This window comes from Cesiribacter sp. SM1, assembly GCF_020178975.1.
Taxonomy (GTDB): domain Bacteria; phylum Bacteroidota; class Bacteroidia; order Cytophagales; family Cyclobacteriaceae; genus Cesiribacter.
Genome location: NZ_JAHXBU010000044.1, coordinates 50,401 through 75,040 on the forward strand (window position 1 = coordinate 50,401; position 24,640 = coordinate 75,040).

General features: G+C 47.2%; 17 protein-coding genes. 9 read left to right on the forward strand and 8 right to left on the reverse strand.

The annotated features are described in order from the left end of the window. The 4 genes from KWJ01_RS08500 to KWJ01_RS08515 all read left to right on the forward strand — a co-directional run bounded on the left by KWJ01_RS08500 (position 1) and on the right by KWJ01_RS08515 (position 5,137). Positions 1 to 903 (forward strand): histone deacetylase, encoded by a 903-nt coding sequence (locus tag KWJ01_RS08500; protein ID WP_224996002.1) that lies wholly within the window; start codon positions 1 to 3, stop codon positions 901 to 903. A gap of 208 nt (positions 904 to 1,111) precedes the next feature. Further along, positions 1,112 to 3,403 carry an ATP-binding protein gene (locus KWJ01_RS08505; protein WP_224996003.1) on the forward strand — a complete coding sequence of 764 codons (2,292 nt, stop codon included), beginning with the start codon at positions 1,112 to 1,114 and terminating at the stop codon, positions 3,401 to 3,403. A gap of 27 nt (positions 3,404 to 3,430) precedes the next feature. Continuing rightward, positions 3,431 to 3,871: a response regulator gene (locus KWJ01_RS08510; protein WP_224996004.1), complete on the forward strand. Its 441-nt coding sequence runs from the start codon at positions 3,431 to 3,433 to the stop codon at positions 3,869 to 3,871. A 9-nt stretch (positions 3,872 to 3,880) separates the two neighbouring features. Next, on the forward strand, positions 3,881 to 5,137 hold the full coding sequence (locus KWJ01_RS08515) for a SpoIIE family protein phosphatase (RefSeq protein ID WP_224996005.1): 1,257 nt from the start codon (positions 3,881 to 3,883) through the stop codon (positions 5,135 to 5,137). An 18-nt stretch (positions 5,138 to 5,155) separates the two neighbouring features. Here the strand turns inward: KWJ01_RS08515 and KWJ01_RS08520 are convergent, their stop codons facing one another. The 3 genes from KWJ01_RS08520 to KWJ01_RS08530 all read right to left on the reverse strand — a co-directional run bounded on the left by KWJ01_RS08520 (position 5,156) and on the right by KWJ01_RS08530 (position 9,865). Continuing rightward, complete coding sequence (locus KWJ01_RS08520) at positions 5,156 to 5,389, reverse strand: hypothetical protein (protein WP_224996006.1); 234 nt, start codon at positions 5,387 to 5,389, stop codon at positions 5,156 to 5,158. 86 nt (positions 5,390 to 5,475) lie between these two features. Further along, positions 5,476 to 6,048: a CDP-alcohol phosphatidyltransferase family protein gene (locus KWJ01_RS08525; protein WP_224996007.1), complete on the reverse strand. Its 573-nt coding sequence runs from the start codon at positions 6,046 to 6,048 to the stop codon at positions 5,476 to 5,478. Between the two features lie 223 nt (positions 6,049 to 6,271). Continuing rightward, a complete protein-coding gene (locus tag KWJ01_RS08530; RefSeq protein ID WP_224996008.1) occupies positions 6,272 to 9,865 on the reverse strand; it encodes a VCBS repeat-containing protein in 3,594 nt (1,197 codons plus the stop codon). Positions 9,866 to 10,803: 938 nt separating this feature from the next. On the opposite strand from KWJ01_RS08530, the gene KWJ01_RS08535 reads away from it, so the two are divergent. Continuing rightward, the gene (locus tag KWJ01_RS08535; RefSeq protein WP_224996009.1) at positions 10,804 to 13,908 is read left to right on the forward strand and encodes a TonB-dependent receptor; all 3,105 of its coding nucleotides are present in this window, start codon (positions 10,804 to 10,806) and stop codon (positions 13,906 to 13,908) included. A gap of 14 nt (positions 13,909 to 13,922) precedes the next feature. Continuing rightward, complete coding sequence (locus KWJ01_RS08540; RefSeq protein ID WP_224996010.1) at positions 13,923 to 15,437, forward strand: RagB/SusD family nutrient uptake outer membrane protein; 1,515 nt, start codon at positions 13,923 to 13,925, stop codon at positions 15,435 to 15,437. 171 nt (positions 15,438 to 15,608) lie between these two features. Here KWJ01_RS08540 and KWJ01_RS08545 read toward each other — a convergent pair whose 3' ends face one another. Both KWJ01_RS08545 and KWJ01_RS08550 read right to left on the reverse strand, forming a co-directional pair. Beyond that, positions 15,609 to 17,903, reverse strand: a complete 2,295-nt coding sequence (locus KWJ01_RS08545) for a hypothetical protein (RefSeq protein ID WP_224996011.1) — start codon at positions 17,901 to 17,903, stop codon at positions 15,609 to 15,611. A 148-nt stretch (positions 17,904 to 18,051) separates the two neighbouring features. After that, positions 18,052 to 18,900, reverse strand: a complete 849-nt coding sequence (locus KWJ01_RS08550) for a GNAT family N-acetyltransferase (protein ID WP_224996012.1) — start codon at positions 18,898 to 18,900, stop codon at positions 18,052 to 18,054. A gap of 114 nt (positions 18,901 to 19,014) precedes the next feature. Between KWJ01_RS08550 and KWJ01_RS08555 the strand changes: the two genes are divergently transcribed. Beyond that, complete coding sequence (locus KWJ01_RS08555) at positions 19,015 to 20,634, forward strand: hypothetical protein (RefSeq protein WP_224996013.1); 1,620 nt, start codon at positions 19,015 to 19,017, stop codon at positions 20,632 to 20,634. 325 nt (positions 20,635 to 20,959) lie between these two features. Here the strand turns inward: KWJ01_RS08555 and KWJ01_RS08560 are convergent, their stop codons facing one another. Further along, positions 20,960 to 21,571, reverse strand: a complete 612-nt coding sequence (locus KWJ01_RS08560; RefSeq protein ID WP_224996014.1) for a T9SS type A sorting domain-containing protein — start codon at positions 21,569 to 21,571, stop codon at positions 20,960 to 20,962. 491 nt (positions 21,572 to 22,062) lie between these two features. On the opposite strand from KWJ01_RS08560, the gene KWJ01_RS08565 reads away from it, so the two are divergent. Beyond that, positions 22,063 to 22,854, forward strand: coding sequence for a hypothetical protein (locus KWJ01_RS08565; RefSeq protein WP_224996015.1), 792 nt, complete (start codon positions 22,063 to 22,065; stop codon positions 22,852 to 22,854). Here the strand turns inward: KWJ01_RS08565 and KWJ01_RS08570 are convergent. Together KWJ01_RS08570 and KWJ01_RS08575 are read right to left on the reverse strand one after the other, a co-directional pair. Beyond that, positions 22,851 to 23,207 carry a DUF202 domain-containing protein gene (locus KWJ01_RS08570; RefSeq protein ID WP_224996016.1) on the reverse strand — a complete coding sequence of 119 codons (357 nt, stop codon included), beginning with the start codon at positions 23,205 to 23,207 and terminating at the stop codon, positions 22,851 to 22,853. The genes KWJ01_RS08565 and KWJ01_RS08570 overlap by 4 nt on opposite strands. A gap of 69 nt (positions 23,208 to 23,276) precedes the next feature. After that, complete coding sequence (locus tag KWJ01_RS08575) at positions 23,277 to 23,888, reverse strand: tryptophan-rich sensory protein (protein WP_224996017.1); 612 nt, start codon at positions 23,886 to 23,888, stop codon at positions 23,277 to 23,279. A 260-nt stretch (positions 23,889 to 24,148) separates the two neighbouring features. Here KWJ01_RS08575 and KWJ01_RS08580 point away from each other — a divergent pair, with 260 nt between their 5' ends. Then, positions 24,149 to 24,544, forward strand: a complete 396-nt coding sequence (locus tag KWJ01_RS08580) for a hypothetical protein (protein WP_224996018.1) — start codon at positions 24,149 to 24,151, stop codon at positions 24,542 to 24,544. The last annotated feature ends 96 nt before the right edge of the window (positions 24,545 to 24,640 follow it).

The following is a 24,640-nucleotide window of genomic DNA, read 5'->3' on the forward strand; positions in this document are numbered from 1 at the left end:
GTGTTGCCGCTAACCTACACCGGGCAATATTACCCTTCGCTGCCCGAAAACCATCGCTTTCCAATAGCTAAATATGCTTTGGTGCGGGAGCAGCTATTGTACGAAGGGCTGGTGCAGCCTGAGCAGCTGCTCGATCCCGGCCTTTGCCCAGAGGAACATATTGTAAGAATACATACTTACCAATACTGGGAGCAGGCAAAAGCACTGAGCCTGCCACCCAAAGCTGTAAGGGAGCTGGGCCTGCCGTTGGTGACAGAAACGGTGCTAAGGGCGCAGAACAGCGTTCATTGCACACTCATCAGCTCCCGGCATGCCCTGCAAAGTGGTATTGGTATCCACCTGGGTGGTGGCACCCATCATGCCTTTGCGGGCAGGCCTGAGGGCTTTTGCCTCCTGAATGATCTTGCAGTGGCTGCCGCATGGCTGCAGCAGCAGGAGGCCGGTATGCGGGTGCTCATCCTGGATCTGGATGTACACCAGGGCAATGGAACTGCCAGTATCTTCAGGGAGGAACCGGGGGTATTTACCTTCAGCATGCATTGCAAAAACAACTATCCGCTGCGGAAAGAGCAGTCGGACAGGGATGTTGAGCTGCCTGTTGGCATGGCCGATGCTGCATACCTGCAGCTGCTGGAGCAGCAAATGCTGGATGTGGTGCAGCAGTTCAGGCCCCATATAGTGCTGTACCAGGCAGGCGTAGATGTGCTGGCAGGTGATCGGCTGGGCAGGCTGTCGCTAAGCAAAGAGGGCTGCCGCCAACGCGACAGGCTTGTGCTTCGCTATTGCAGAGACAACAGGCTACCTGTGGTGGTAACGCTGGGCGGCGGCTACCATTCATCCTTATCAGAACTTATTGATGCACATTGCAATACCGTTCGCACTGCTTTTCAGCTTTATGAATGAGAGAACAGGGGCTTGTATAGCAGGAAAGGTTCAATGCTGATGAGCTGCAGCTGTTACAATTGGCTAAATAGCTGCTGATAATTCGGTTTTTGCAGGTTCAAATGGTGAAGATTTTGTGTTATTTTTGGTGCGGTCCCTTATTTTTGATGTTTGGCAGAAGTTATCTGGTATAATTCTGCTATACCAGTACTAATATTTTCAATGATATATGCAGCAGGGTAGTGTGTTCAACCTCTTCGATGGTTCTAATTTTATTTTGAATAGTGCTGTAGACCTCACCAACTGCGACAGGGAACCTATACATGTGCCGGGGGCTATACAACCATTCGGCTTGCTGATGGTGCTTAACGAAAGCCTGGTAGTTTGCCAGATCAGTGAAAATGCAGAAGAATTCTTTGGCAGTAAGCCTGCCGATTTGCTGGGGCAAAAGCTTGAGCAGATAATTGGAGAAGGACTGGCCGAACAGGTAAGCAAAAAGATAGCAACGCTTACCTTCAAACATAATTTCAATCTGTCGTTAAAAGGGTTTGATGCGCCCTGCGAAGTAGTGCTGCACCGGAACGAGCAGTGCTTTGTACTGGAAATACTTTCATGTGCACGCCAACCCAGGGAGGTAACGGTAACTCAGTACAGTGAAATGCTGCAGAAGCTGCAGGCCAGCACAGGGGTAGACGAGCTTTGCCAGAAGGCTGCCGAAGCAGTGCGGTCCCTTACCGGCTTTGACCGGGTTATGCTGTACCGCTTTCATGATGATGAGCATGGTGAGGTGGTAGGAGAGGCAAGTGCTGCGGGCATGGAGCCTTTCATGGGCTTGCATTATCCTGCCTCTGATATTCCTGCGCAGGCACGCTTGCTTTACCTCCACAACCCCTTAAGGATCATTCCTGATACCCGCTACCAGCCTGTGGCACTGCTGCCACGGGAGAATCCTGCTACAGGCAAAGCTTTAAACTTATCACTAAGTATTCTCAGAAGTGTATCACCCATACATCTGCAGTATTTGCAGAACATGGGTGTGCAGGCCTCCATGTCTGTTTCCCTGATCCTGAATGGCAGACTCTGGGGCCTGATAGCCTGCCATCACCGGGAGCCTTATCAGCTCTCTTACGCACTTCAGGAGACTTGCTACCTGCTTGGCCGCAGCTTTACCACCATTCTGCAGGATAAACTGCGCATTGAAGAAGAAAGCTACCTCAGGTATGTAAGGGAAATGCAGACAAGGCTGCTGGAGCGTATCTCGCATTCAGAAAACTATGCACTTAGTCTGCAGGCCCAGAACCCTACGATCAAAGACCTGATACCCAGTACTGGTTGTGCTATTTGCTTTGGTGATGATTTTTATACCATGGGCGACACGCCCGAAATGGAGCAGATACTGCAGCTCATAGGCTGGCTGCAGCAGGAGGTACAGGAAGATGTATTCAGCACCCGTTCACTTTCGCAGCTGTATGCTCCCGCAGCTGCATATAAAGCCAAAGCCAGCGGGCTGCTTGCCATTAATATTTCACGGGTGCAGCGGGAGTACATACTCTGGTTCAGGCCCGAGGTGCTGGAAACCGTTCGCTGGGCCGGCCGCCCTGAAAAAGATGAGCAAAAGGGAGCGGATGGCATACTGCAGTTAAGTCCGCGCAAATCATTTGCAGTCTGGGCCGAGGAGGTGAGCGGAGCCTCGTTGCCCTGGACTCCTGTGGAGCTTGGTGCTGCAAAAGAAATCAGAGGAGTGCTGGTAGATGTAGTGCTGCGGATATCCGGAGAGCTCAAGCTCAGGGCAGGCATTCTGGCCCGCCTTAACAAGGAACTGGAGCGCAGCAATAGCGAACTCGACTCTTTTGCTTATATTGCCTCTCATGATTTAAAGGAACCACTGCGGGGCATACATAATTACAGCCAGTTTCTGCTGGAAGATTATTATGATAAGCTGGATGATGCAGGCAAGGAAAAGCTAACGACACTCATGCGCTTAAGTACGCGCATGGAGCAGTTAATAGATTCGCTGTTGCATTATTCAAGGGTTGGGCGTTCCGATCTGCAGAAAACCACTGTAGACTTGAATCAAGTGCTGGAATCGGTGCAGGATTCGCTGCAGTCGCGTTTGGTAGGCAAAAAGGTTACTATTACAATTGCAGAAGAATTGCCTGCAGTGGAGTGCGATGAGCTGCTGGTGCATGAAGTTTTTCAGAACCTCCTGGCCAATGCCATTAAGTACAATAACTGCGAGGAAGTAAAGATAGTAGTAGGCTGGTTTGCGCAGGAACGTGCTGATCTCAAAGAAGGCAGAAAGGTTTTTTATGTAAAAGACAATGGTATTGGCATAGATAAGCAGCATTTTGATGCTGTGTTTAGTATCTTCAGGAGGCTGCATGCCCGCCAGTCCTTTGGTGGGGGAACGGGTGTAGGGCTTACAATTGTAAAAAAACTGGTGGAAAGGCATGGGGGCGAGATCTGGCTGGAATCTGAACAAGAAAAAGGCACAACTTTCTACTTTACACTTGAACCTTAAAATGCACATAAACACGTTAAAGCAGGGATGAAATCCTATATTCTTGTAGTAGAAGACAGTGATGAAGATTTCCTGATCCTGCAGCGGGCTTTCAGCAAATGTTGTATAAGCTTGCCTGTTGTTCGTTTTTCCGATGGTATGGGAGCCGCTGAATACCTGTTATCGGCAGAAGAACAGCAGATGGACCGTTATCCGTGTTTAATTTTGTTAGACCTGAACCTGCCGTATATGGATGGCAGGTCGTTCCTGGATTGGATCAAGAACAAACCGGTGCTGAAAAGAATACCGGTTGTGGTGCTTACCACTTCCGGCAACAGAGAAGATATAAATGAGTGTTATCGCAGGGGTGCCAACAGTTATTTGCGAAAACCCCAGCAGTTCGATGATTTCTTAAATGTTGTTCAACTAATAAAACAGTACTGGCTTGAAGTGTCTGTGATGCCCTTCAAGATGGAACCAATAGCATAAACGGAACCTATGCACTTCTTAATCATAGACGACAACCGGGAAGACAGGGAGATCCTGAAGCGCTTTATCCAGAAGGGCGCTTCCGGGAATGGCAGTGATGTAACTTTTGAAGAAACCTCTACTATATCGGAGGCTTTCAGCGCTTTACATCAGCATAAGCCAGATTGTGTGTTGCTGGATTATATGCTGCCTGATATGGATGGCCTGCAGGCCCTCAGCCTGTTACAGCAGGAATTTAACCATCAGCTGTGCATTATTTTCATGACTGGTTCCGGAAATGAGCTGATTGCGGCAAGGGCATTCAAGGCCGGCGCCTACGATTATATACAGAAGTCGGGCATTGGTCCGGATTTTTATACAACTGTAAAAAATGCTGTTCTCAGGGCCAGGGAAAAGGAGCAGGAAGAAAAACGCAAGCAGGAGCTGGTAGAGAAAAACCGCCAGCTGCGCGAAGCAAAGATGTTGCTGGAAGAAAGGCAGCGTGAACTGATACGCATGCAGCTGCAGACTTCCATTACCATGATTGACATTGAGCAGGAGAATAAACGCAGGGCAGAAGAAATTGAGGCTGCCAAGCGCTTACAACTCTCCATGCTTCCTGTTCAGCCGCCTAAGCTTTCACACATCCAGATGCAGATGTACCTGCAAACCTATGCAGAGGTAGGAGGCGATTATTACGATTACCTCGAAACAGAGAACGGAGATTTCTACATTATTATTGGCGATGCTACCGGGCATGGTGTAATGGCTGGTACCGTGGTGGCCGTTGCCAAAAGCTACTTTCACACCTTTGGGCACCAGATGGAGCCTGCCGATCTGCTGCGGCAAATGTCTGATGGCATCCGAAACCTTAAGGTGCGTAACCTGTATATGGGCCTTACGCTGCTGCGCATCCGCGGGCATGAGGTTACCATTGCCTCCTCCGGCATGCCGCCACTGCTGCGTTATTCTGCCGAGGAGCAAAAGGTGGATATCCATGTGTTCAAGGGGCCGTTCATGGGCTCGAGCATTGCTTTCGATATCCAGACTGAAATTCTGAACATGAAAAAAGGAGACGGCTTATTGCTGCTTTCCGACGGCCTTATTGAGCTCTTTAATAAGGATCACAAGCCTATGGGCATTGAACCTGTGCAAAAGCGTTACCTGCAAAGTGCACAGCACTCAGCCGAAGCCATTATCCAGAACATGGTGGCCCTTAAGCTGGAGTGGACAGCAGGCGAGATCAATGACGACATTACCCTGATTTCTGTAAAATTCCTGACCTGATCTCTGACAAAGGCAGGATCAAAACAGCGCTTCCTGCAGATCTGACATCATGTCGCGGAAGCGTTTCCGTGCCTTGTTCAGAAAAGCTTCGCCAAGCAGCACATCCAGCTCCTGTTCGCTGGTAATTTCAGTTTCGGGTATTTTATAAGTCTGCTCCAGCAGGCCCTGCTCCAGTTTAAAGAGGTATTTGTTGTTCCAGTTGTAGATGGTAACCTTCATGTCGGGCAGCGGTACTTCTTTGATAATGCGCATACTGGTACTTTGTGAAATTTGCTGATAGGCAAAGGTAATGATAGTTTCTGAGCATCTTCCCCTGAAAGAAAATCCAGCCCCAGAGCTTATTTTTCTTTCTTCTTCCGCAACCATGGCAGGCCCAGGATATGAGATTTTTGCTTGTGCAATATTATAGTGATGATAATATCTTCCAGGGCATCTACAAGGCTAATGCCTACAGCCAGGTAAAAGAGTGGTTGATATACTCCAAAAAAGAATACCCACACCAGGAACACCACCTGCACAAAAGCAGCAAGTTTAGCCAGCAGGGTGTGGTAGGTGCTGGGCTGGCCCCACTTGCTCATGGCCAGGATAAACTGAATGAGGTATAAGCCTAATACTGGAAGCAGCAGGAAGAGGTGCTCTGCAAAATGGATGGTTTCAAAAACATAGTAACCAAGCACGCCCGTAAGCAGGTAGAGTATATCACCCAGGGTATCGAGCCGGGCTCTTCTTACACTTTCCATATCAAACAGCCTGGCTAGCAAACCATCAATGGCATCGGTCGAAAAAAAGAGCATGTACAACCATGCGGTAACATGCCTGTCTCCCAGGTAGATGAATACAAGAATAATTGGAAACGAAACAACACGCCAGAGGGCAAACAATTCGGCTGCATTAAGCCTTTTCAGGTTCATATCTTTTTTCTTATCAGAAAAAGAATACCAAACAACGGCAAGTTGTTTGGTTTAAACTTACTAAGCTTTATCGCCGGGCTTAAAAAAAAACAGTTTGCTTTCGGGGCAGCGGCAGTTTCTGTTGTTTATGTTACAGTGTTACCGTAATCCGACAGCCCTGCCGGAACAGGAGTTTCAGATTCCGGAGAGCGATTTCACCATTCACGCATATTCATGGTTTCGACTATTGTTTAGCAGCAATTGTAGCCTTGGTGGGGTAGGCGTAAGCCTTTTTGATGCCTGAATAAGTAAAAACCACAATAGAGTCAACTTCGGTGCTAATGGGTAAAACCCTGCTGGATTGGGAAAGGTAAGAGGCGCCGTGGTAAAATTCATGAACCACCTTTGTGCCATTCTTTAAATACAGATCGGCCCGTTGGTCCATAGGCCCCGCTTGATACGTAAACACAGCTGCTTGTTGCGCAGGCGCAAAGACTTTCAGCTTATCGGCATACTGGCTTACCAGAATTAGCGACTGGCCCTGCTGGTTAACAAGTTCTGCCATTGCCCTGGCATTTCCATCAACATAAAAACCACTGTTTTTAGCTGCTACAGCTTTGAAGTTTCCAGCACCGTCACCGACTAGGTAATTACCAATGGAGGCATCATACCTGCCCGTGTGCACTTCTGTTGCATAAGAGTTGCCAGCCAGGAGCAGGTCGGTAAAACCATCATCATTAAAGTCTTTGCATAGAATGCCAGACACAGGCGCAAGCTGTGCCAGTGCTGGCAGGGGAGCTACAGTAAAGGTACCATCGCCCCCATTCCTGATCACAGAAGACCTGAACTCATAGCTTTTCAGTACATAAGCACCTGCTGTTTCATCTTCAGCAAAAAAGTCTTTGTATGGGGTTTTGCCATAATCAGCATATTTCTTGAACCTGCGCCGCATCATGGGGAGCTGGCCGGTTAAAGCATCCCTGGGGTGCGCGGGGTAATTTTCGCCCATGATGTAGTAGAACATGATTGGGTCCAGATTGCCATTGTTGTCGTAATCTTTGGCATACAGCGAAACAGGTTCAGAGACGGAAGCCTGGTACCTGCTGTTCAGGCCGAGGTTTCCTGCAACATAGTCCATGTGGCCGTCGCCGTTAAAATCGCCGGCCGCAATGCTGTTCCACCAGCCAGTGGTATTGGCTAAACCTGCAGCCTGAGTGATGTTGGTGAATGCTCTTTTACCGCCAGCGCCTTTTTCCTGCTTTAAAACTGTAATGGGCATCCATTCGCCGGTAACTACCAGGTCCGGGAGTCGGTCATTGTTTACATCTGTCCATAAGGCAGCGGTAACCATGCCCAGTTTTTCCAGTTCGGGGCATAGCTCTTTGCTTACATCTGTAAATGTGCCGCCATCGTTGCGCAGCACATAGCTTTTTGCAGGCATGGGGTACTGCTGGGGCACAAGACGCCCGCCAACAAACAGATCGAGGTCGCCATCGGCATCATAGTCTGCAGCTGTTACCACAGATCCGCTCGTGTGCATTGGAGGCAATGCTTCTGCATTAAGGCTAAGGTTGCCCCTGCCATCATTCAGGTAGAGTCTGTCCTGGTAGGCAGCTGTTCCGGCGGTACGCCTGCTGCCGCCACTCACAATGTACAGGTCCAGGTCTCCATCTGCATCTGCATCAAAAAACAGGGAGCCCATATCATCATACTCGCCGCCGGCAGCAAGCTTTTTTTGTGAGAATGTACCTTTATGCTGCTGGAGAAACAATGTGCCGGGGTGCATTACATTTCCGCCCACGTAAAAATCTTCCAGGCCATCGCCATTTACATCACCTACGGCAATGCCGGGACCACCCTCTGAATGCTTGTGCGGTAAAAGCGGCTGAATCTTGAAGTCTACAAACTCTTCGGCCTTGTGTACATAATCCAGGCCACCTATACCGGATACTTCGCTGAAGGCCAGCTGAATGCTTCTGTTTCTTTGAATTTCAGGAGCCTGTGAGTTTCTGTGGTCGAGCTGAAGCAGCTGGTTTGGCTTTACATTCAGCAGCACTTGTTCACGCCCGTCGGGCCACTGGATCTTCAGTGAATCTACACCCTGAGCATCACCAAGGCCAAAGTGCACCCTGTTGTCAACAGCAGACTTATACCCGCGGGTGAGGTAATGCTCGTAATACTGCATTTCGGAAGTATTTCCTTTTTTATAGTGCAGGGTAATTTTACTGCCCAGTCCCTGCCTGTTCAGGGAGTCGCCTTTAATATTGAGCTTTAGGTAATTAGTGCTGTTGCCGGGGAAGAGCTTATCTGCATTGTTCTGGTAAATAAAAGCAGGCTCATCTACATTGTTAACCACCAGGTCCAGGTCGCCGTCGTTATCCAGATCGGCAAAGGCAGCACCATTGGAAAGGGAGGGGTGCACAAAGCCCCAGCTTTCTGATTTATCTGCAAAGCTTAGGTCTCCTTTATTTTTGTAGATGAAGTTCGGGGTTTTTACTTCGACCAGCTTTTGCATTTCGGCACGGATCTTTTCAATCTTTGATTCGTGGGTACCAAACTGGCGAAGCGAGGTGCTGTAAGCGACAAAATCCATATCGGTTACATCTTTTCCATAGCCATTGGAAATAAACAGGTCTTTTAAACCATCATTATCGAAATCAGCAAACAGGGGAGTCCAGCTCCAGTCTGTTTTATATACCCCGGCCATCTGACCTATTTCGCTGAATGAAAGCTTACCATCTGGGCCGGTTCCATTGTTAAGCTGCAGGGTGTTTCTAACAAACTGGGGTTCGTAGTTAAGGCTAAGCTCCAGCATGTACCTGTCGTAATTAATGTTGGCAAACATAGATTTTTGCCGGGCGTTTTTATCCGGCATCATATCTACCACCATGATATCGGAGAGCCCGTCGTTGTTATAATCGGCAACATCGGTACCCATGCTGTTCATGCTCTGATGCTTTAGCATTTCCTGTATTTTATTGCTAAAGGTGCCATCGCCATTGTTGATATAGAGAATATCATTAGAGACAAAATCGTTGGCGGCGTATATATCGGGCCAGCCATCTTTGTTAATATCGCTGATGGCCAGGCCCAGCCCGTAACCTTCAATCAGAATGCCGGCCTCTGCCGATACATTGGTGAAAGTACTGTTGCCGTTATTGCGGTACAATTTATCGGTGCTTTTGCCCTCTCCCCGGAGCTGCCTGGGGCGTGGGTTGTTGCGGTTTTTGTCTTCTACTGAATTAGAGAGCACGTACAGGTCCAGGTCGCCATCCCTGTCGTAATCAAAAAAAGCAGCCAGGGTGTTGTAACCGCTATCGGCAATGCCCCATGTAGCAGCCTGCTCCTCAAAGCGGGGTACACCGTTTGCAGAAGTGCCCTTGTTAATGAAAAGCAGGTTTGCATTGGGCTGCTGCTTATAGCCGCTGGAGGTAGATACGTAAATATCCAGCAGTCCGTCGTTGTTGATATCCACCAGGGTAACCCCTTCTGCCCACTGGCGCGTGGTTAGGCCGGCGGCAGCAGTAACATCCTCAAACTCCAGTTTACCGCTGCCCTTGTTCAGGTATAAGCGGCAGGAAACACTGTTGCCGGTAAAAAACAGGTCCTGCAGGCCATCGTTGTTAAAATCGCCAACAGCCACACCACCACCATTGTACATATAATCGAAATCGAACACATTTAAGGTATCGTTTTCGGAAAGGCTGTTTACAAAATTAACCCCTGTTTGCTTTGGAGAAAGCAGTTCGAACAGGGGTGCCTCCGGGGCGCCTTCTTTAGTGCAGGCAGTCAGAATGCCTGCCATCAGCAGCAGGCAGGGTATAAGGGGGGTTCGCATGGTACAGATGAATTTACTGTCTCAGTGGGCTACAGCCAACGATAGTGATTTTAGGAGCCTAATAATCCGGAACAGCCAGCTGCTTTTTAAAGATTGCAGGTGCCTGGCAGACCAAAACAATCTAAACAACATAAGCTATTCATGCACATCATCACACACAAAACAAGGCGGTTGCTTAGCAAAGCAACATATGCTTAAGTTATAATCTTACAAAAAAATAGTGTTAAATGAAAGAATATTCTGAAGGAGGATTCATTTTAAAAACTATAACCCCGGCCCCAAACAGGAATAATGTGCGTGAACACTGCGCTATGGTAATATATAAAGGAAGGGAATTTTAGGCTACCCCTATTGTCAAATTGCTAAAACATATAATGAAGTGTACTTTGATATATTGATACGGTAAGAGCTAAGTACAAAAAAGATCAGAAGACTGATTTTTATCAGCAAAACTTTACTGCAGCAGGTAACAGGGATGAAAAGCTTTCAGGGGCCAGCGCCTGGCAGTTGAGATAAAAACTTTTAAAAAAATATACAAACCTGCGTTTAGCAATATAAAATTTTTATAAATTACCACAGTGTAGTGATTTATTCTTCTTAAGGAAGTACATAGCAGAGTGGCTTACTTAGCTAAGTCAAGATTTTTATTAGAGGTGTAGTGGAGCAGTTTTTCCTGCCCGCTTATAGCTGTGTACTGTAATTGTCTTTAATTATTCTGTTGGCAGGCTATTTTGAACAGTTGATAGCCTTTTGAACACGCCACAGCCCTCATGCTTTGCAGGGCTGCATGATATGCTAATGCTTTTTTAGATCTCTTTTGATTAGGCATGGAAGGATTTTTTTCTTCAGCCCTGCAAACGTTTGCAAAAAATAATTGATGATAAACCAAACCTTTTAAACCACAATTAATCAACCTCACCTTAAACAGAGTAAAACTTATGAAGCACTACTATCTAAACTTTTCTCGCCTGATGCTGATGCTGCTGCTCATGGTAGTTGCAGTTCCCGATTCCCTGTATGCGCAGGGGAGGGTAATTAAAGGAAGGGTACTGGAAGCAGGTACCACTTTTGGCATTCCGGGCGCTACTGTTGTGATTAAAGGAACTACAACAGGAACAGTTACTGATGTAGACGGTAATTACCAGATTGAAGCCAGTAATACAGATGTACTGGTATATTCTTTTGTAGGCTACCAGAACAAAGAGATTCTTGTTGGTGCTCAGTCCCAGATAGATGTATCTCTTGCGCCGGAAGATGAAACACTGGAAGAGCTGATTGTTGTAGGCTATGGCTCCCAGGAGAGGGCACGGGTAACAGGTGCTATCTCTTCAGTATCTTCCAAAGACATTGGGGAGCAGCCGGTGGCTTCGGTAGACCAGGCACTGCAGGGAAGAGCTGCCGGTATTACGGTGGCCAACTCTGGTTCTCCGGGCGTTAACCCAGTGGTACGCATCAGAGGGCTGGGTACCGTTGGTAACAATAATCCTCTTTATGTAATTGATGGTATGCCTGCCGGGGGTATTAACGAAATTAATCCTAATGATATTGAATCGGTGCAGGTGTTGAAAGATGCCTCTGCCTCTGCTATTTATGGTTCAAGGGCTGCAAACGGTGTAATTCTGGTTACCACCAAGCGCGGTGTTAAAGGCAAAACAAGCCTAAATGCCGATGCCTACTACGGTTACCAGACAGCCTGGCGTACCCTGGACCTGCTGAACAGAGAACAGTATCTGGCCTATGGCAGAGACCTGATCAACAGTGATCCGGGTACCGATCTGCCCCCAAGGTTTAACAATCTGGGAGAATTTGCCGATGTTGATACCGACTGGCAGGATGAGATGTTCCGCACCGCACCTATCAGGGATTTTAACCTTTCTGCCTCCGGAGGTGGCGATAACTCCCTGTTTAACATCAGTGGTGGCTACTTTAAGCAGGATGGTATTATGCTCGGCACCGGCTTTGAGCGCTATTCTATAAGGGCAAACAGCGAGTTTACGATTGGCAGGTTTAAAGTTGGCGAAACACTCACAACTGCCTATTCAAAAAGACAGAACGAGCCTTACAATGGCGGCCGTACCCAAATAGAGCACATGATCAAGATGGTGCCCTACATACCTGTTAGAGACGAAGACAAAGTAGGTGGTTTCCGGGCTACTGACCTTGCTGATGGCACCGACCCGGAAAACCCTGTATTGAATGCCATGCTTAGAAGAAACTGGGATGAAAACCTGAAGTTGCTGGGTACAGCCTATGCAAGCTTTGAAATTCTGGATGGCCTGGAATACAAGCTGTTGCTGGGTTTGGATATGAACTTTGGCTATAACGACCAGTTTGTACCGATGATAGACCCATCTGACACCTACCATAAAAACCCAACGGCTGATATTGACCAGAACAGAACTGATTTCATCTCACCACTGATCTCTAACCAGCTGTCGTTTAACAGAACCTTTGGTAACCACCACATAGATGCGGTAGCCGTAGCTGAACGCCAGTCGCACGTTGGCCGTAACACCCGTACTGTTGGTGAAACAGATCTTACCAGCGAAATTGATGTACCCGATGCTTTTGGACAGGGTGTGCAAATACGCGGACAGCGCTATGAGTATGCCCTGATCTCTTACCTGGGCCGCGTTAACTACGACTATGCAGGCAAATATTTACTGTCGGCCTCAGTACGCCGTGATGGTGGCTCCCGCTTTGGGAATGACAGGTGGGGTACCTTCCCGGCCTTCTCTGCCGGCTGGCGGGTAAGTGAGGAACCTTTTCTGCGTGACATCAGCCTGATCAGCGAAATGAAGTTAAGGGCCAGCTGGGGCCAGGTAGGTAATGACCAGATTGGTAACTATGGTTACCAGGCAACCATTGCCAACCAGAACCCTTACGTTTTTGGCGAAGGTCAGTCGCTTATAGGTGGTGCAACCACCAGGCAAATGGCAAACCCCGACATCAAATGGGAAACCACTACCATGACCAACTTTGGTGTAGACCTTGGCTTTATGAAAAACCGTATCAGGGCCAGTGTTGAATATTTCCGTAACGAAACTGAAGACATGCTCCTGAACGTGCCCATTCCATTCTCTATTGGATATGATGTGGCACCGGTTGATAACCTGGGTGCTGTAGTGAACAAAGGATTTGAAGTTACTGCAGGTTATTATAAATCTGCCGGAGATTTTCAGTGGTCTTTAGGAGGTAACATATCTTTTGTAAGAAACGAACTTACCTCTCTGGGCATTGGCAGCTCGCTGGAGGGTACAGCCTTCCTGCAAACAGGTTACAACACCACATACTCCGAAGAGGGCCAGCCTATTGCTTATTTCCGTGGCTGGGTGGTTGATGGTATATTCCAAAGCCAGGAAGAGGTTAATGCAGCCAATAACCTAAGTCCCGAAGGCATCTATTACCAGACTGCCGATACAGCGCCCGGCGATATCAGGTTTAAAGATCTGAATGATGACGGGGTTGTAGACGACGATGACAGAACCAACCTGGGCCACTTCCTGCCCGACTTCTCTTATGGTTTGAATGCCAGTGCCAACTATAGGAATTTTGACCTCAGCCTCTTTATCCAGGGGGTACAGGGTAACGAAATTCTCAACGTGAATGGTTATAACATGGAGGGCATGACCCGCCTGTTCAATTCAGGCACAGCGGTGCTTAATCGCTGGACTCCTGAAAATCCTAACACAGACGTACCACGCGCCATCAACTCAGACCCCAACAGAAATGCCAGGATCTCAGATCGTTTTGTTGAGGATGGTTCCTATCTGAGGGTTAAAAACCTTTCCATTGGTTACACACTGCCTGCCAACCTGCTCAATAATGTGGGCAATGGGTTTGTGAAAAGACTGAGGATTTATGTAACCTCTCAGAACCTGCTCACCTTTACTGATTACTCAGGCTACGATCCGGAAATTGGTATAAGAACAGATTTACGGAACAACCCCGATGGCAGAGTACAAACACTCAACCAGGGCGTAGACTTTGGTCAGTATCCACAGGCCAGAACCTTTATTGGTGGTATTCAAATCGGATTTTAATTAGCATAAGAAAAATGAAAACATATAAATATTTAAAGCCGGTTATTTTAGGTTTGATGATGTTCTCTTCGTGCAATGAAGATATTCTCGAAAAAGATAACCCAAACCAGCTTTCTACAGGTACTTTCTTTACAAACGAAGCTGAACTAAGTGCTGGTGTTACTGCCATTTACTCTGGCTTGCAGGCAAATAACCTGTACAACAGGGAGTATTTTTTCCTTTGGGATATGCTCTCTGATGAAAATGTAGGCACTGCAAACCTCGAGCCTCCCAGAGCTGCAGCACTGAATTATAACTTCGATGCTGGTAACAAACTTGTAAACGATGTGTGGCAGGGCTTATACAGGGTAATCCACAGGGCTAACCTGGTAATTGATGTTGCAGACGATATTCCGGAAGAGGAACTTTCTGTAGCGGCCAGGAACAGGTATGTAGCCCAGGCCAGGTTCTTAAGGGCATGGGCCTATAACGACCTGGTATCACTTTGGGGCCCTGTGCCGCTGCATACTGAGCCGGCCACACCTGCCACCCTGGCTGAAGGCTTTCCACGGGTTCCCGTAGAACAGATTTACCAGCTGATATTTGAAGATCTGGATTTTGCCGAAGCAAACCTTCCAACAAAATCAGAATGGGGTGCATCTGAGCTTGGAAGAGTTCCTAAGGGAGCTGCTCAGGCTCTTAAAGGCAAAATTCACATGTTCAGGGGAGATTATGCTGCGGCAAGAACAGAATTCCAGAAAGTGATTTCTTCCGGGCAGTACAGCCTGGTGCCAGAGTTTGAAGATAACTTTACTGAGGAAAATGAAAACAATGCAGAGTCTATCTTTGAGGTACAGTTCTCTACAGCCCATGGATATGGTGTGCCCTGGAACGATGGCGGCGATGGACAGGGTATTGCAGAAGTAACCTTCCGCGGACAGGAATACACCCCAATTACTGGCTGGAATAACGTTAATCCTTCTCCCGGCCTGCTGTCGGCTTACGAAGAAGGTGATCCGCGTTTTGACTATACCTTCTACGAAGATGGTGAAGAATACTGCTTTGGCTGCCCTGAAAAAGCAGATGGTACGCCCTACACCATGGAGTTGTCGCAGGTAGGCTGGAAGAAGTACTCCAATGCCTATAAGCAGGGCAATGAAAACCAGATCTCGGGCATAAACTTCCGCGTAATCCGCTATGCAGATGTTCTGCTGATGATGGCAGAGGCAGTGAATGAACTGGAAGGACCTGCGGCAGCAATTGAATATGTGAACCAGGTTAGGCAAAGACCTTCTGTTGACCTGCCAGAGCTTGCTGCGCCTGCCAGCAAAGAGGAAATGTTTGAAATCATTGCAAGAGAAAGAAGGGTAGAACTTGCCAGTGAGCAGGTAAGAACCAGGGACCTGATCAGGTGGAGGAAGAACGGCAAACTAACATCTGAGCCAATAGCTAATTACAACCCGTCCAAACATGCCTTACTGCCAATTCCTGCACAGGAGCTAGCCAATAACCAGGCATTAACGAATGAAGATCAAAATCCTAATTACTGATCAGGTGAGGCCGGATTATCTTGCATACTGCTGATGCATACAAAAGAGCCGTTCCTGCTGCAGGGGCGGCTCTTTTGTGTACTTGAACCAAAAGTAACGTTAGCTAAAACAAATGAAGCAGACCATTGTGGCCTGCTTCATTTGTTTCTATGATTATGGTTCCTGCGCTTGTCAGGGTAAAAGACTTTGAGGAATCTGGTTGTCTTTGGTTTCGGTGTTCCAGATTACATTGGCAATCCACCAGCGGCCCTGGTCATACACCAGCTGAAGGGAGTTAACACCTCTCTGAGCTGGCTCACCATTGGGTTCCAGGCGGTACTGGTATGAACTCATAACAGAAACCACCTCGCCGAATCTTGTTTCCTGGCGGCCCAGTTCCTCTTCCCAGAAACCGTTCTTGCTGAAATAGGGGCCATTTTTTGCTTTGTACTCTTCCGGAGTCATGGACACATATACGCGCTGGCCGCTTTTATTTGGTGAAATGGCCGACATGCGTGCATTTGGCTTGAAAAGGGAAGTGAAGCGATCCCAATCGCGCTCACCGGCAGGGCCTGAAATTACTTCGTATAGCGCAGTAATGAGGGCATCCACGCTTTCTACATCTTGTGGCCGTGCTGTAACAGGTTTGGCCTGTAGCCACTGGTTGCGCAGCTTTAGTTGCTCAAATGTAGGGTTCTCGGCAAAGGTTAATTTCATTGGGCCGGGCGTGGCTACCAACTGGGCAGGTGCTGTCAGCACTTTCTCCTCGTATTCACCAGCCTCATTTTTTCTGCCAACAACAACCTCTACTTTATCTCCAGCTTTGGTATTGGCAGTAAAATTTTCAACTACGGCCTGTGCAGTTGCAGGGGTTAAATCCTGCCCCTGTATGCTTAGCAGTAAATCGCCCTTCTGAAAGCCCAGTGGATTCATGCCGCTGACACTGGCAATTTCTATACGCATCTGCTGCTGGTTAAACCCAAAGTTAAGGTTACCCAGCGAGGCAATCTGTGTACCGGGCTCCTGCTGAAAATCAACACCTACTTTAGCAAAATACTCCTGCAGGGGCAGTGGTTCTGAGCCGCCTACATACCTGCGCAGAAAAGTGCCGTTTTCAGGATAGGTCATTTCTTCAATCACGCCAAAAAGCTCATCGTCTTCAAAAGGCTTGTTTTTGCCATAGCGCTCACTAAGTTTGCTTAGCAGCTGTTGCAGATCCATGCTGCCCCCCGATAATTCCAGCAGCCGTATATCCAGCATTGCTGCTATGAGAGCCCCTTTCTCGTACACATTGCTGTACTGATCGGCATGCTCATGCGCTGCTTTAACGCTAAGTTCTGTAAATGGTAACGTATCGTTGAACCTGGTGCGGGAGTTCTGGATTTTCTCCAGCATCTTATCCAGAAACTGCGACTGGGTGATGTGGTTGTACCTTACCTGCACATGATCTGATGCATATTCAGTAACACCTTCGTAAAGCCACAAATGCCGGGAGAGCACAGCTTCGTTAAAGTCAAAGTCAGCTATTTCTTTAGAATGAATGGTGAGCGGTGTTACAATGTGGAAAAACTCGTGGGCGGCAATATCCACCAGCAGGGGAGCAATCAGCTGCTGGGGTGTTTCGCTGAGGTAGTAAAAGGAAGAAACATTATGCTCGAGCGCTCCCTGCCTGGGGTTGGCACTGCCTGGCTCGGCAAAGTACATGATAAAGGCATATTTTTCCACGGGCAGCCGGCCGCCTAAATATTCAGCAGTTGCCTGCAGCAGCTTATCGAACTGCTCGGCCAGAAATTTTGAGGTGACCTGCTTGTTAGGAGAGTATACACTCACCAGTACCTTTGCATTGGCTACCTCCACAAAGGTTGTATCCGGTCTGTTGTACATCATGGGTGAGTCCATGAGCATATCATAATCGCGGGTGCGGAAGATATCCTGTGTACTATCAGTACTTACAGGTACAAGGCCGGTGCTGCCATAAAAACTTTCGGGTTTGGTAATGCTCACCTCAAAAGGCTGTTCTTTCATGCCTTCAAAGTAGCCAAAGAAACCAGGGGTATGGATTACAAAGTTTTTGCCCTCTTCGATGTTGGTGGCAGACATCATGTACACCTGGTTTTCTTTTTCGGTATCAAAAATATCTTCTACCCAATAGCTAATGCGGGCTAATTTGTTAGCCTTACTGATTTCCCAGCTGTTATCGGTAAGCCTTTTTACAGGCAGCTCTTTGCCCCTTTTGTTGTAGGCCTTAAGCTCGGTAACAAACATGCCATAGTCGCTTTCCCGGTAGGTGCCGGGTATGATCTTTGGCATATAGAAGGTAATCTTATTTTCAGTGATCAGGGGAGTTTCCAGCTGAACCTGCAGCTGGTCGTTTTTTACTTTGGTGAGGTCCAGGCTGTAGCGGTATATATCTGATTGTGCCAGGGCTGCTGTTGAGAGCAGCAGCACAAACAAACCTGTTAATCCTCTTCTAAAATAGTTGTTCATAAAATACAGAACGTTAATTTTTTAAAAACAAGGTAATGGAACCACGCCAACAGAAGAAAAAAGTTCTGATAAGTGGAGGAAAAGTAAGGATGGATGGCTTGCCCTTAAAAGCCTGTAAAGGGGCAAAGCAGCATAGCAGCAGTTGTTTTTAGGCTTGCTGCCGGAGGTTAAGTTCCATTTCGTACTGCTTTAACAGTGGCTTAAGGCCTGTTTTCAGAAGAAAGCCTATACTCTCCACATCGTGGCTTGCCATATTGATGACAGTAAGCGGCATTTGCGGGCGGAGCTGCTGTACGTGGCGGAACAGGGCAGTGGCCAGTCCCTTGTTTCTCCAGCCTTGAGCGGTTGCAAAACTGGGAATGCGGTTGGTGATTGGGTTGACTACCACATATGCCGCAAGCTGCTCCTCTTTGTATATTCCGTAGGTTTTGTAACTGGCAGCTGCACGCTGCAGACATTCCAGTGAGTGTTGCCAGCTGGGCTGCCAGTTCCAGTAAGACTGCAGCAGCGCCCAGTGCAGTTCCCTGATTTCCATAACCTCCGGATTCAGAACAGGCCCGGTAACTTCACCTTTAAAGGAATGCAGCTCCCGCAGTACCTGAAAACCCACAGCTTCGTAGCGCCGGCGGGCTACAGTATTTTCCTGAATAACCTCCAGCAGGCTTTTTTCATACCCTCTTTCCCTTAGCAGCGGCAGCAGGTATTCGTACATCTCCTGTACCAGGCCCTGCCCGCGGTAAGCAGCCACAATGCCGGTGCCCGAATTATAGACAGTACGTTTGCCAGCATGCATGCCGCTGCTGTGCAGTATAAAGCCTCCCAGCCTGCTTTCATCAAAAGCACCGGCCGATATGGAAGGATCAAACCCTTCTGCCAGCAGCTTTTGCTCCATTTGTTCTGCAGAAAGCTGAAGCGGTACAAAATATTCTTTAAAAGCTTCGTTAAAGCTATGCCGGATTTCTTCTGTTGAAGTTAACTGCAGTGTTTTGATATTCATTGGTGCGCTGATGCTCTAAGTTTGGGGTTCAGTAGAATTGTTTAAAAACTTGCAATTGCTGCAAAAGCTCAAATCTAGCATTTATCTTCGTTTATCAATTACCCCCTGTTTTCAATGAAAAAGATCTTATTCCTGATTCTTTTGCTGGGAAGCCTGCTGCCGGTGGCAGTGGCCCAACCTCGTTACGAAGGCATTAGTATTTTATTGGGCAACCCCCAGCAGGAATCCAAACGATCTACGCTGGCAGATGTAATAGGGCATGATGAATCTGGTTTTTATGCCCTGCGGCTTAGATCGGGGGCTTTCTATGGAATAAATTCTAAGTTCTCGCTGGAGCACTACGATAACTCCATGAACAAAACCCGTACCGTGGAGGTAGACCTGGAGCTCGACGATAAAAAGCGTGCGCTGGAGAACATCATACACTATAATAACAGGCTGTTCATGTTCACCTCCCTGGCTGATCAGAAAACAAAGCAGAAAAAGCTGTACCTGCAGCCCATCAGCAAAACAAGCCTGCAGCCAATGGGAGAGCCCCGCCAGATCTCTGCTATTGATTATGCCGGTTATTCCCGGGGCAACAGCGGAGTATTTGGTTTCTCTGTATCCAGTGATTCTACAAAATTCCTGGTGTTCTATAACCTGCCCTACGACCAGGGCGAAAACGAGCGCTTTGGCTTTCATGTACTGGACTGGGAAATGAACCAGCTATGGGAAAAACAGATAGAACTGCCTTACCAGGAAGAGCTTTTTGAAGTTGAACGTTACAAAGTTGATAATACAGGCAACATACACCTGCTGGGGCGGCTGTTTAATGAAAAGCGCAAGCTAAAGCGCAAAGGAGAGCCAAACTATAAGTACCAGGTGCTTAGCTATCGGGACAATGGTGCTTCGCTAACAGATTATGCCGTTGAAATACCGGGCAAATTTCTCAACGATATGCAGATTGCCATTTTACCCAACCAGGATATTATTTGTGCAGGGTTTTACTCCCCGGCAAGCACAACCAGCATTGGGGGCAGCTATTTTTTAACAATTGATGCCAAAAGCAAACAGGTTAAAAAGCAGAGTTTTAAAGATTTTGGTGCTGATTTTCTAACTGAAAACATGAAGGAGGGGAGAGCAGCGGTAACCAAAGACAAAATAGAAAAAGGAAAGAATGTAGAGCTGTACGAATTTGACCTGGACGAGCTGGTGCTTCGTGAGGATGGGGGAGCCATTCTGGTGGGAGAGCAGTACTACATTCGCGTAATGACAACTTACAGCCCCGCCGGCGGGGTATCTTCAACGAAAACCCAGTACCACTACAACAATATTATTGTTGTGAACATCAATCCGCAGGGCGAAATCGAATGGGCACACCAGATACCAAAACGCCAGCGAACAGTAAATGACGGGGGCTTTTACTCCTCCTACACGATGGCAGTGGTGCAGGACAGGTTATACTTTATATTCAACGATCATCCTAAAAACCTCAATGCCAAACAGGGGCAGGTTTATAACATGCGCCTGAGTGGCAATGAGGCCATTGTTGTAATGGTAGAAATGGATGGACAGGGAAACCAGACCCGCAGACCTTTATTCAAGGCCGCAGATGCAAGTGTAATCATCAGGCCCAAGGTGTGTGAGCAGCTAACCAATAAGGAGGTGGTTATTTTTGGTCAGCGCAAGCGTGTGCAGCGCTTTGCCAGGATTAGCCTGCAGCCAGATTCCCAGAAAGCCAGCATTAAATAAACAAAAGAACCGGTAGCAATACCGGTTTTTTTATTGTGCACCACCAGGTGGTTTGTATATGCTGCTAAGCATGGAATTAATACACCCAGAACATCCAGGCCCAGGCAAGCCAGCCCAGGAACAGAATGAGCAGGAGCAGGGCAATGATGCGTCGGGTGGTTTTTGGGTTACCTGAATTTCTGAACATAGCAAAAGGAGGTGTTTTCTGAATTAACCTCCTGCCGGAGCATTAGTTTAACAGTGTAATGCACGTACCTTTAGATTGCTTAGCCCTGGTGAAGCATCGGTTGTGGGCAGGCGCGAGTAGCCCGGCTTACGAATTTTTTTATTGTTGTTGTTTGTATACCCTTAGCAGGTGCAGTCCCTCCTGGATATCCCTTATGGGTATGAGTAAATGAGTTTTTTTTCGCTGCTGGTACTCTTTTATAACATTGCCACTTGCGTCGCACAGCAGGATCTGGTATGCCTGGTCAGAGGGTATAACAGTGGGAAACCTGTCTGCCTTGGCAGGATTTGGATGTATGGTGGTGGTAAGGGTGCCAGAACGGCCAATGCGGATGCCGGCTTTTTCTTCCGGTTCTCCGGTTTGTGGCACTGCTAAGAGGCGGTAATAATGGTATTCACGCTCCACCGGGTAATCTGTAATGGTGTAAACAAAGGCTGCATCGTTCACACTCCCTCTGGAGGGCACCCGTACAAGATCTTTATATGTTTTACCATCTGCTGAATATTGTAACAGGTATTGGCTAAGTCCCGCCTCATCAATGCTGGTCCATTCTACTACAATAAGTTTATCCTGGTTTCGGGCAGTTAACTCCAGCACAGCAAGTGGCAGGTTTGTATCGGCAGCAGAGCCAGCCTGAGCAAAAATTGGTGTACCCGAAAAAATAATAAGGCAGGCCAGTGCCATCATCGGGTAAAGGAATTGGTTTTTCATTAGTCAGAAAAAGTTTAAATAATAAAGCAGGGTCTCAAAAATATCTTTAAAACTAAAAAAAAAGGATTGCTAACGGTATAACTATATGTACTATAAAAGCAGCAGGGTGTAATTTATTTCTACTGGCTGAAAAAAGCCTGTAGTTCCACTAAAAGCATATGTGGCAGATTTCCGGCTACTTAATACCAAACCCGCCTTCATAAAACAGGAGCCTGTTACTGCTCGGATAGCCATTTGGCCAGCATATTTTAAGTGGAACATTGATCGCAATAGGGTTAAGGATAAGGAGTTAAGCAAAATATTTGTTCTTGAGCAGCTATTGTTTTTCCTGAAAACATGCTTTTTAACATGAGCTTTCCGGCAGCTGTAAAGTGTCCTGATTAGGAGGCAAATTACATAAAATTGAAATTAATTTATGATTTATTTGAAATAAATTTGGAAAGTAGAGCAGACTTGTTCTAAATTTCAGCAATAAATCACAATAAACTTACATGGCAGGCATCGCAATCATCAAGAAATCTGGTTTTGGGATACAGCAAGTGGTTAAAAATTCCGCTACCCTTTTTGCTAAATTCTTCTGCTTTATACTGCTGTTGCTTAGCGCTTATACCGCACAGGCAAAGGAGCTGCAGTTCGAAGAAAACTGGATTACCCTTGAAAGTGGCCATGCCGAGATGTCGTCTTTACACTACGATTACCTCACTGATGTACTGACCGTTAGAAGCACCAGGGGTGAGCAGCAGTTAACACCTGAACAGGTGATCAGCTTTTCTTTTGGTGGTTATGAATACTATTCGCTGCCTTTCAATGGCGGCTTCAGCTTCTTTAAGGTGCTTCATGAGGGGAGTGATTTTGCAGTGCTTCAAAAACCGGCTAATCACGAGCTGCTGAAATATTTTGTTGATGAGTCAAAGGGTTCTCTTCAAATATGTGAAAACAGTGCAGATCCAAAACAAATGATCTTGTGCGAAGGCAGCATAGGCCCGAGCTTTGGCTTACCTGTTTACAGTGGTTCATCTGTTTCGTACACCCTGCAGGAGGCAATATTTGTAGCTGTAGACGGACGCCTGAACCTGGTTAGTTATAAATACGATACCATGGGTAAGATTTCAGACAACATGCACCAGCTGAATAAAAAGAACAGGCGTTTATTAAACAGGCTAAAGGAAGTAGTAGGCAACCAGCAGAAAATGATGGAACTGCGCCGGTATTATGCAGCTACCCGTGCAGACCTGGAAGACCCGAATGAACTTATCATTGCCCTGCAAACTGTTTATAATTAAGTCTTTTCCTTCTTATTTTCTTCTTCTTCATTTTTTATCTGACCGTAATACACTCGCAGCCGTTTACCCAATACTATAAACCTGGTAACACCAATTACCAGCATAGACACAGATAAGATAATAGCAATGTAGGCCAGGCCGGTTAGGTGCTCAAACCTTTCTAATTCAAGCAGAGTAAGGCCACCGGTTAAAAAGAACAGAGAGGTACGAACGTAAGCCATTAGGGTACGTTCATTAGCCAGGCGGGTTCTTTCCATGGCCATATAGTCTCTGAGAATAATCTTTTCTTTATTCTGAAACTGGTAACCATAGCGGATAACGCCTTTCATCTGTGCCAGTCGGTTGCGAATCATACAAACTCGGTATTCAGGTATAAGAAATTTGCATTTGGCTTTAGCAGCTGCCTTTTTCTGTATTTTCTGCTATGTGCTCTGCTTTAGCCACCGCTTGTGGGGCTTTACGATTGATTTTGTCTGGTAAAAGCGATCAGGATTCCAGAGGGCAGAGGTTACAGCCGTAGGCAAGGCCACCGCCAGCCAGCTTAGTACAGGTACTAGTGATGCCGCTACCTTTCTATCTTGTAGTTTATTAACAGCTACCAACTCACTTGCGATGTTAAGTCCTGCATGTGCCGTTGTGAGTGCAAGTGCATTGATAGGAGAGCGAAGACCAAAATGCAGGGCAGTAAAAAGAGAATATACGCCCCAGGATGCTGCCTGTAGTGCCAGGTACTCCTGCCGCCCCGCGGTACCTTTAGGCTTGTTCAGCACCCTTAAGTTACCCCAGATGGTGGCAATATCGTTCACTGTCCAGGCAATGGGAAATGCTACACCCGGAGGAGCAAATACTGCCTGGTGCTGGTTCTTGTAAAAAGCCCTGTCGTCCTGCCGGGTATCCGGACCAGCAGGCGCTTTTTTTACAAGTGCTTCCAGTCCTCTTTCAACAAGGGTGATTCCTGCCAGAAAAAGTGCTCCATGATACCAGCGATATTTTTTTTCCCTGCCTTTGTTCAGGGAAATCTTTTTGAATGCCATAGCTTCTGTTTGCCTTTGTTTTACACTTACAACTCTGCAGTGGAGCAGAGGTTTAGCGGATTTTCAGCCTAAGTCCGGCCAACAGGTGGGTACAATTTGTAAGATTTGATCCCTGTGCTCTGATGCCCTTACACTACTTAGATCTTTAACCGGCAGTTTAAGGTATAGGATTGAGGGTATTCCGGAGTGGTGCCGGTTTGATGGCATAACAATACAGGGCAATACGGGTTACCATCTTATCTTTTATTTAAACTTGTGTTATGTACAGAACAGGCAGATTTTTAACAAGCGCACTTATGGTGCTGGGGCTGCTCTTTGCCCCCCTTGTGCTAAAGGCACAGCATTCGCCGGTTTACCAGCTTAATCAGCAGGTAATTGATCTTAGAAATGGTGTAGATCTCTCTGCTTATAGTCAATTGGAAGCCGTAGCACTTAGCTTTACAGAAGCCAGTTCTGTTACAGCCTACGACAGCCTGGTGATTTACCTGGCCCGTGGCAACAAGTCCCTGGTAAAGCAGGTTGTAGCACTGGAAAACAATCAGCGTATGGACATTAGGGCTTTACTGGAACGGGCGCAGAGCGGCGACAGACTGGTACTGGAAATTTTCCCTAAAAAGGATGAAGAGTCGCTGATTACAGTAGTGGCCCTGAATTAGCCTTATCAACAAATGAATAGTAACAGCCAGCCTGCACAGCCTGCACCAGGCTGTGCAGGCTGGCTGTTAATGTTGTTCAAATCATTATTTCTTCTT

What these genes read in the sequence shown, in the direction of transcription:
- KWJ01_RS08520 (WP_224996006.1), bottom strand. Translation starts at nt 5,389, where the DNA reads ATGCGCATTATCAAAGAAGTACCGCTGCCCGACATGAAGGTTACCATC.
- KWJ01_RS08565 (WP_224996015.1), top strand. Translation starts at nt 22,063, where the DNA reads ATGGCAGGCATCGCAATCATCAAGAAATCTGGTTTTGGGATACAGCAA.
- KWJ01_RS08530 (WP_224996008.1), bottom strand. Translation starts at nt 9,865, where the DNA reads ATGCGAACCCCCCTTATACCCTGCCTGCTGCTGATGGCAGGCATTCTG.
- KWJ01_RS08570 (WP_224996016.1), bottom strand. Translation starts at nt 23,207, where the DNA reads ATGATTCGCAACCGACTGGCACAGATGAAAGGCGTTATCCGCTATGGT.
- KWJ01_RS08525 (WP_224996007.1), bottom strand. Translation starts at nt 6,048, where the DNA reads ATGAACCTGAAAAGGCTTAATGCAGCCGAATTGTTTGCCCTCTGGCGT.
- KWJ01_RS08560 (WP_224996014.1), bottom strand. Translation starts at nt 21,571, where the DNA reads ATGAAAAACCAATTCCTTTACCCGATGATGGCACTGGCCTGCCTTATT.
- KWJ01_RS08510 (WP_224996004.1), top strand. Translation starts at nt 3,431, where the DNA reads ATGAAATCCTATATTCTTGTAGTAGAAGACAGTGATGAAGATTTCCTG.
- KWJ01_RS08515 (WP_224996005.1), top strand. Translation starts at nt 3,881, where the DNA reads ATGCACTTCTTAATCATAGACGACAACCGGGAAGACAGGGAGATCCTG.
- KWJ01_RS08580 (WP_224996018.1), top strand. Translation starts at nt 24,149, where the DNA reads ATGTACAGAACAGGCAGATTTTTAACAAGCGCACTTATGGTGCTGGGG.
- KWJ01_RS08535 (WP_224996009.1), top strand. Translation starts at nt 10,804, where the DNA reads ATGAAGCACTACTATCTAAACTTTTCTCGCCTGATGCTGATGCTGCTG.
- KWJ01_RS08505 (WP_224996003.1), top strand. Translation starts at nt 1,112, where the DNA reads ATGCAGCAGGGTAGTGTGTTCAACCTCTTCGATGGTTCTAATTTTATT.
- KWJ01_RS08555 (WP_224996013.1), top strand. Translation starts at nt 19,015, where the DNA reads ATGAAAAAGATCTTATTCCTGATTCTTTTGCTGGGAAGCCTGCTGCCG.
- KWJ01_RS08550 (WP_224996012.1), bottom strand. Translation starts at nt 18,900, where the DNA reads ATGAATATCAAAACACTGCAGTTAACTTCAACAGAAGAAATCCGGCAT.
- KWJ01_RS08540 (WP_224996010.1), top strand. Translation starts at nt 13,923, where the DNA reads ATGAAAACATATAAATATTTAAAGCCGGTTATTTTAGGTTTGATGATG.
- KWJ01_RS08545 (WP_224996011.1), bottom strand. Translation starts at nt 17,903, where the DNA reads ATGAACAACTATTTTAGAAGAGGATTAACAGGTTTGTTTGTGCTGCTG.
- KWJ01_RS08575 (WP_224996017.1), bottom strand. Translation starts at nt 23,888, where the DNA reads ATGGCATTCAAAAAGATTTCCCTGAACAAAGGCAGGGAAAAAAAATAT.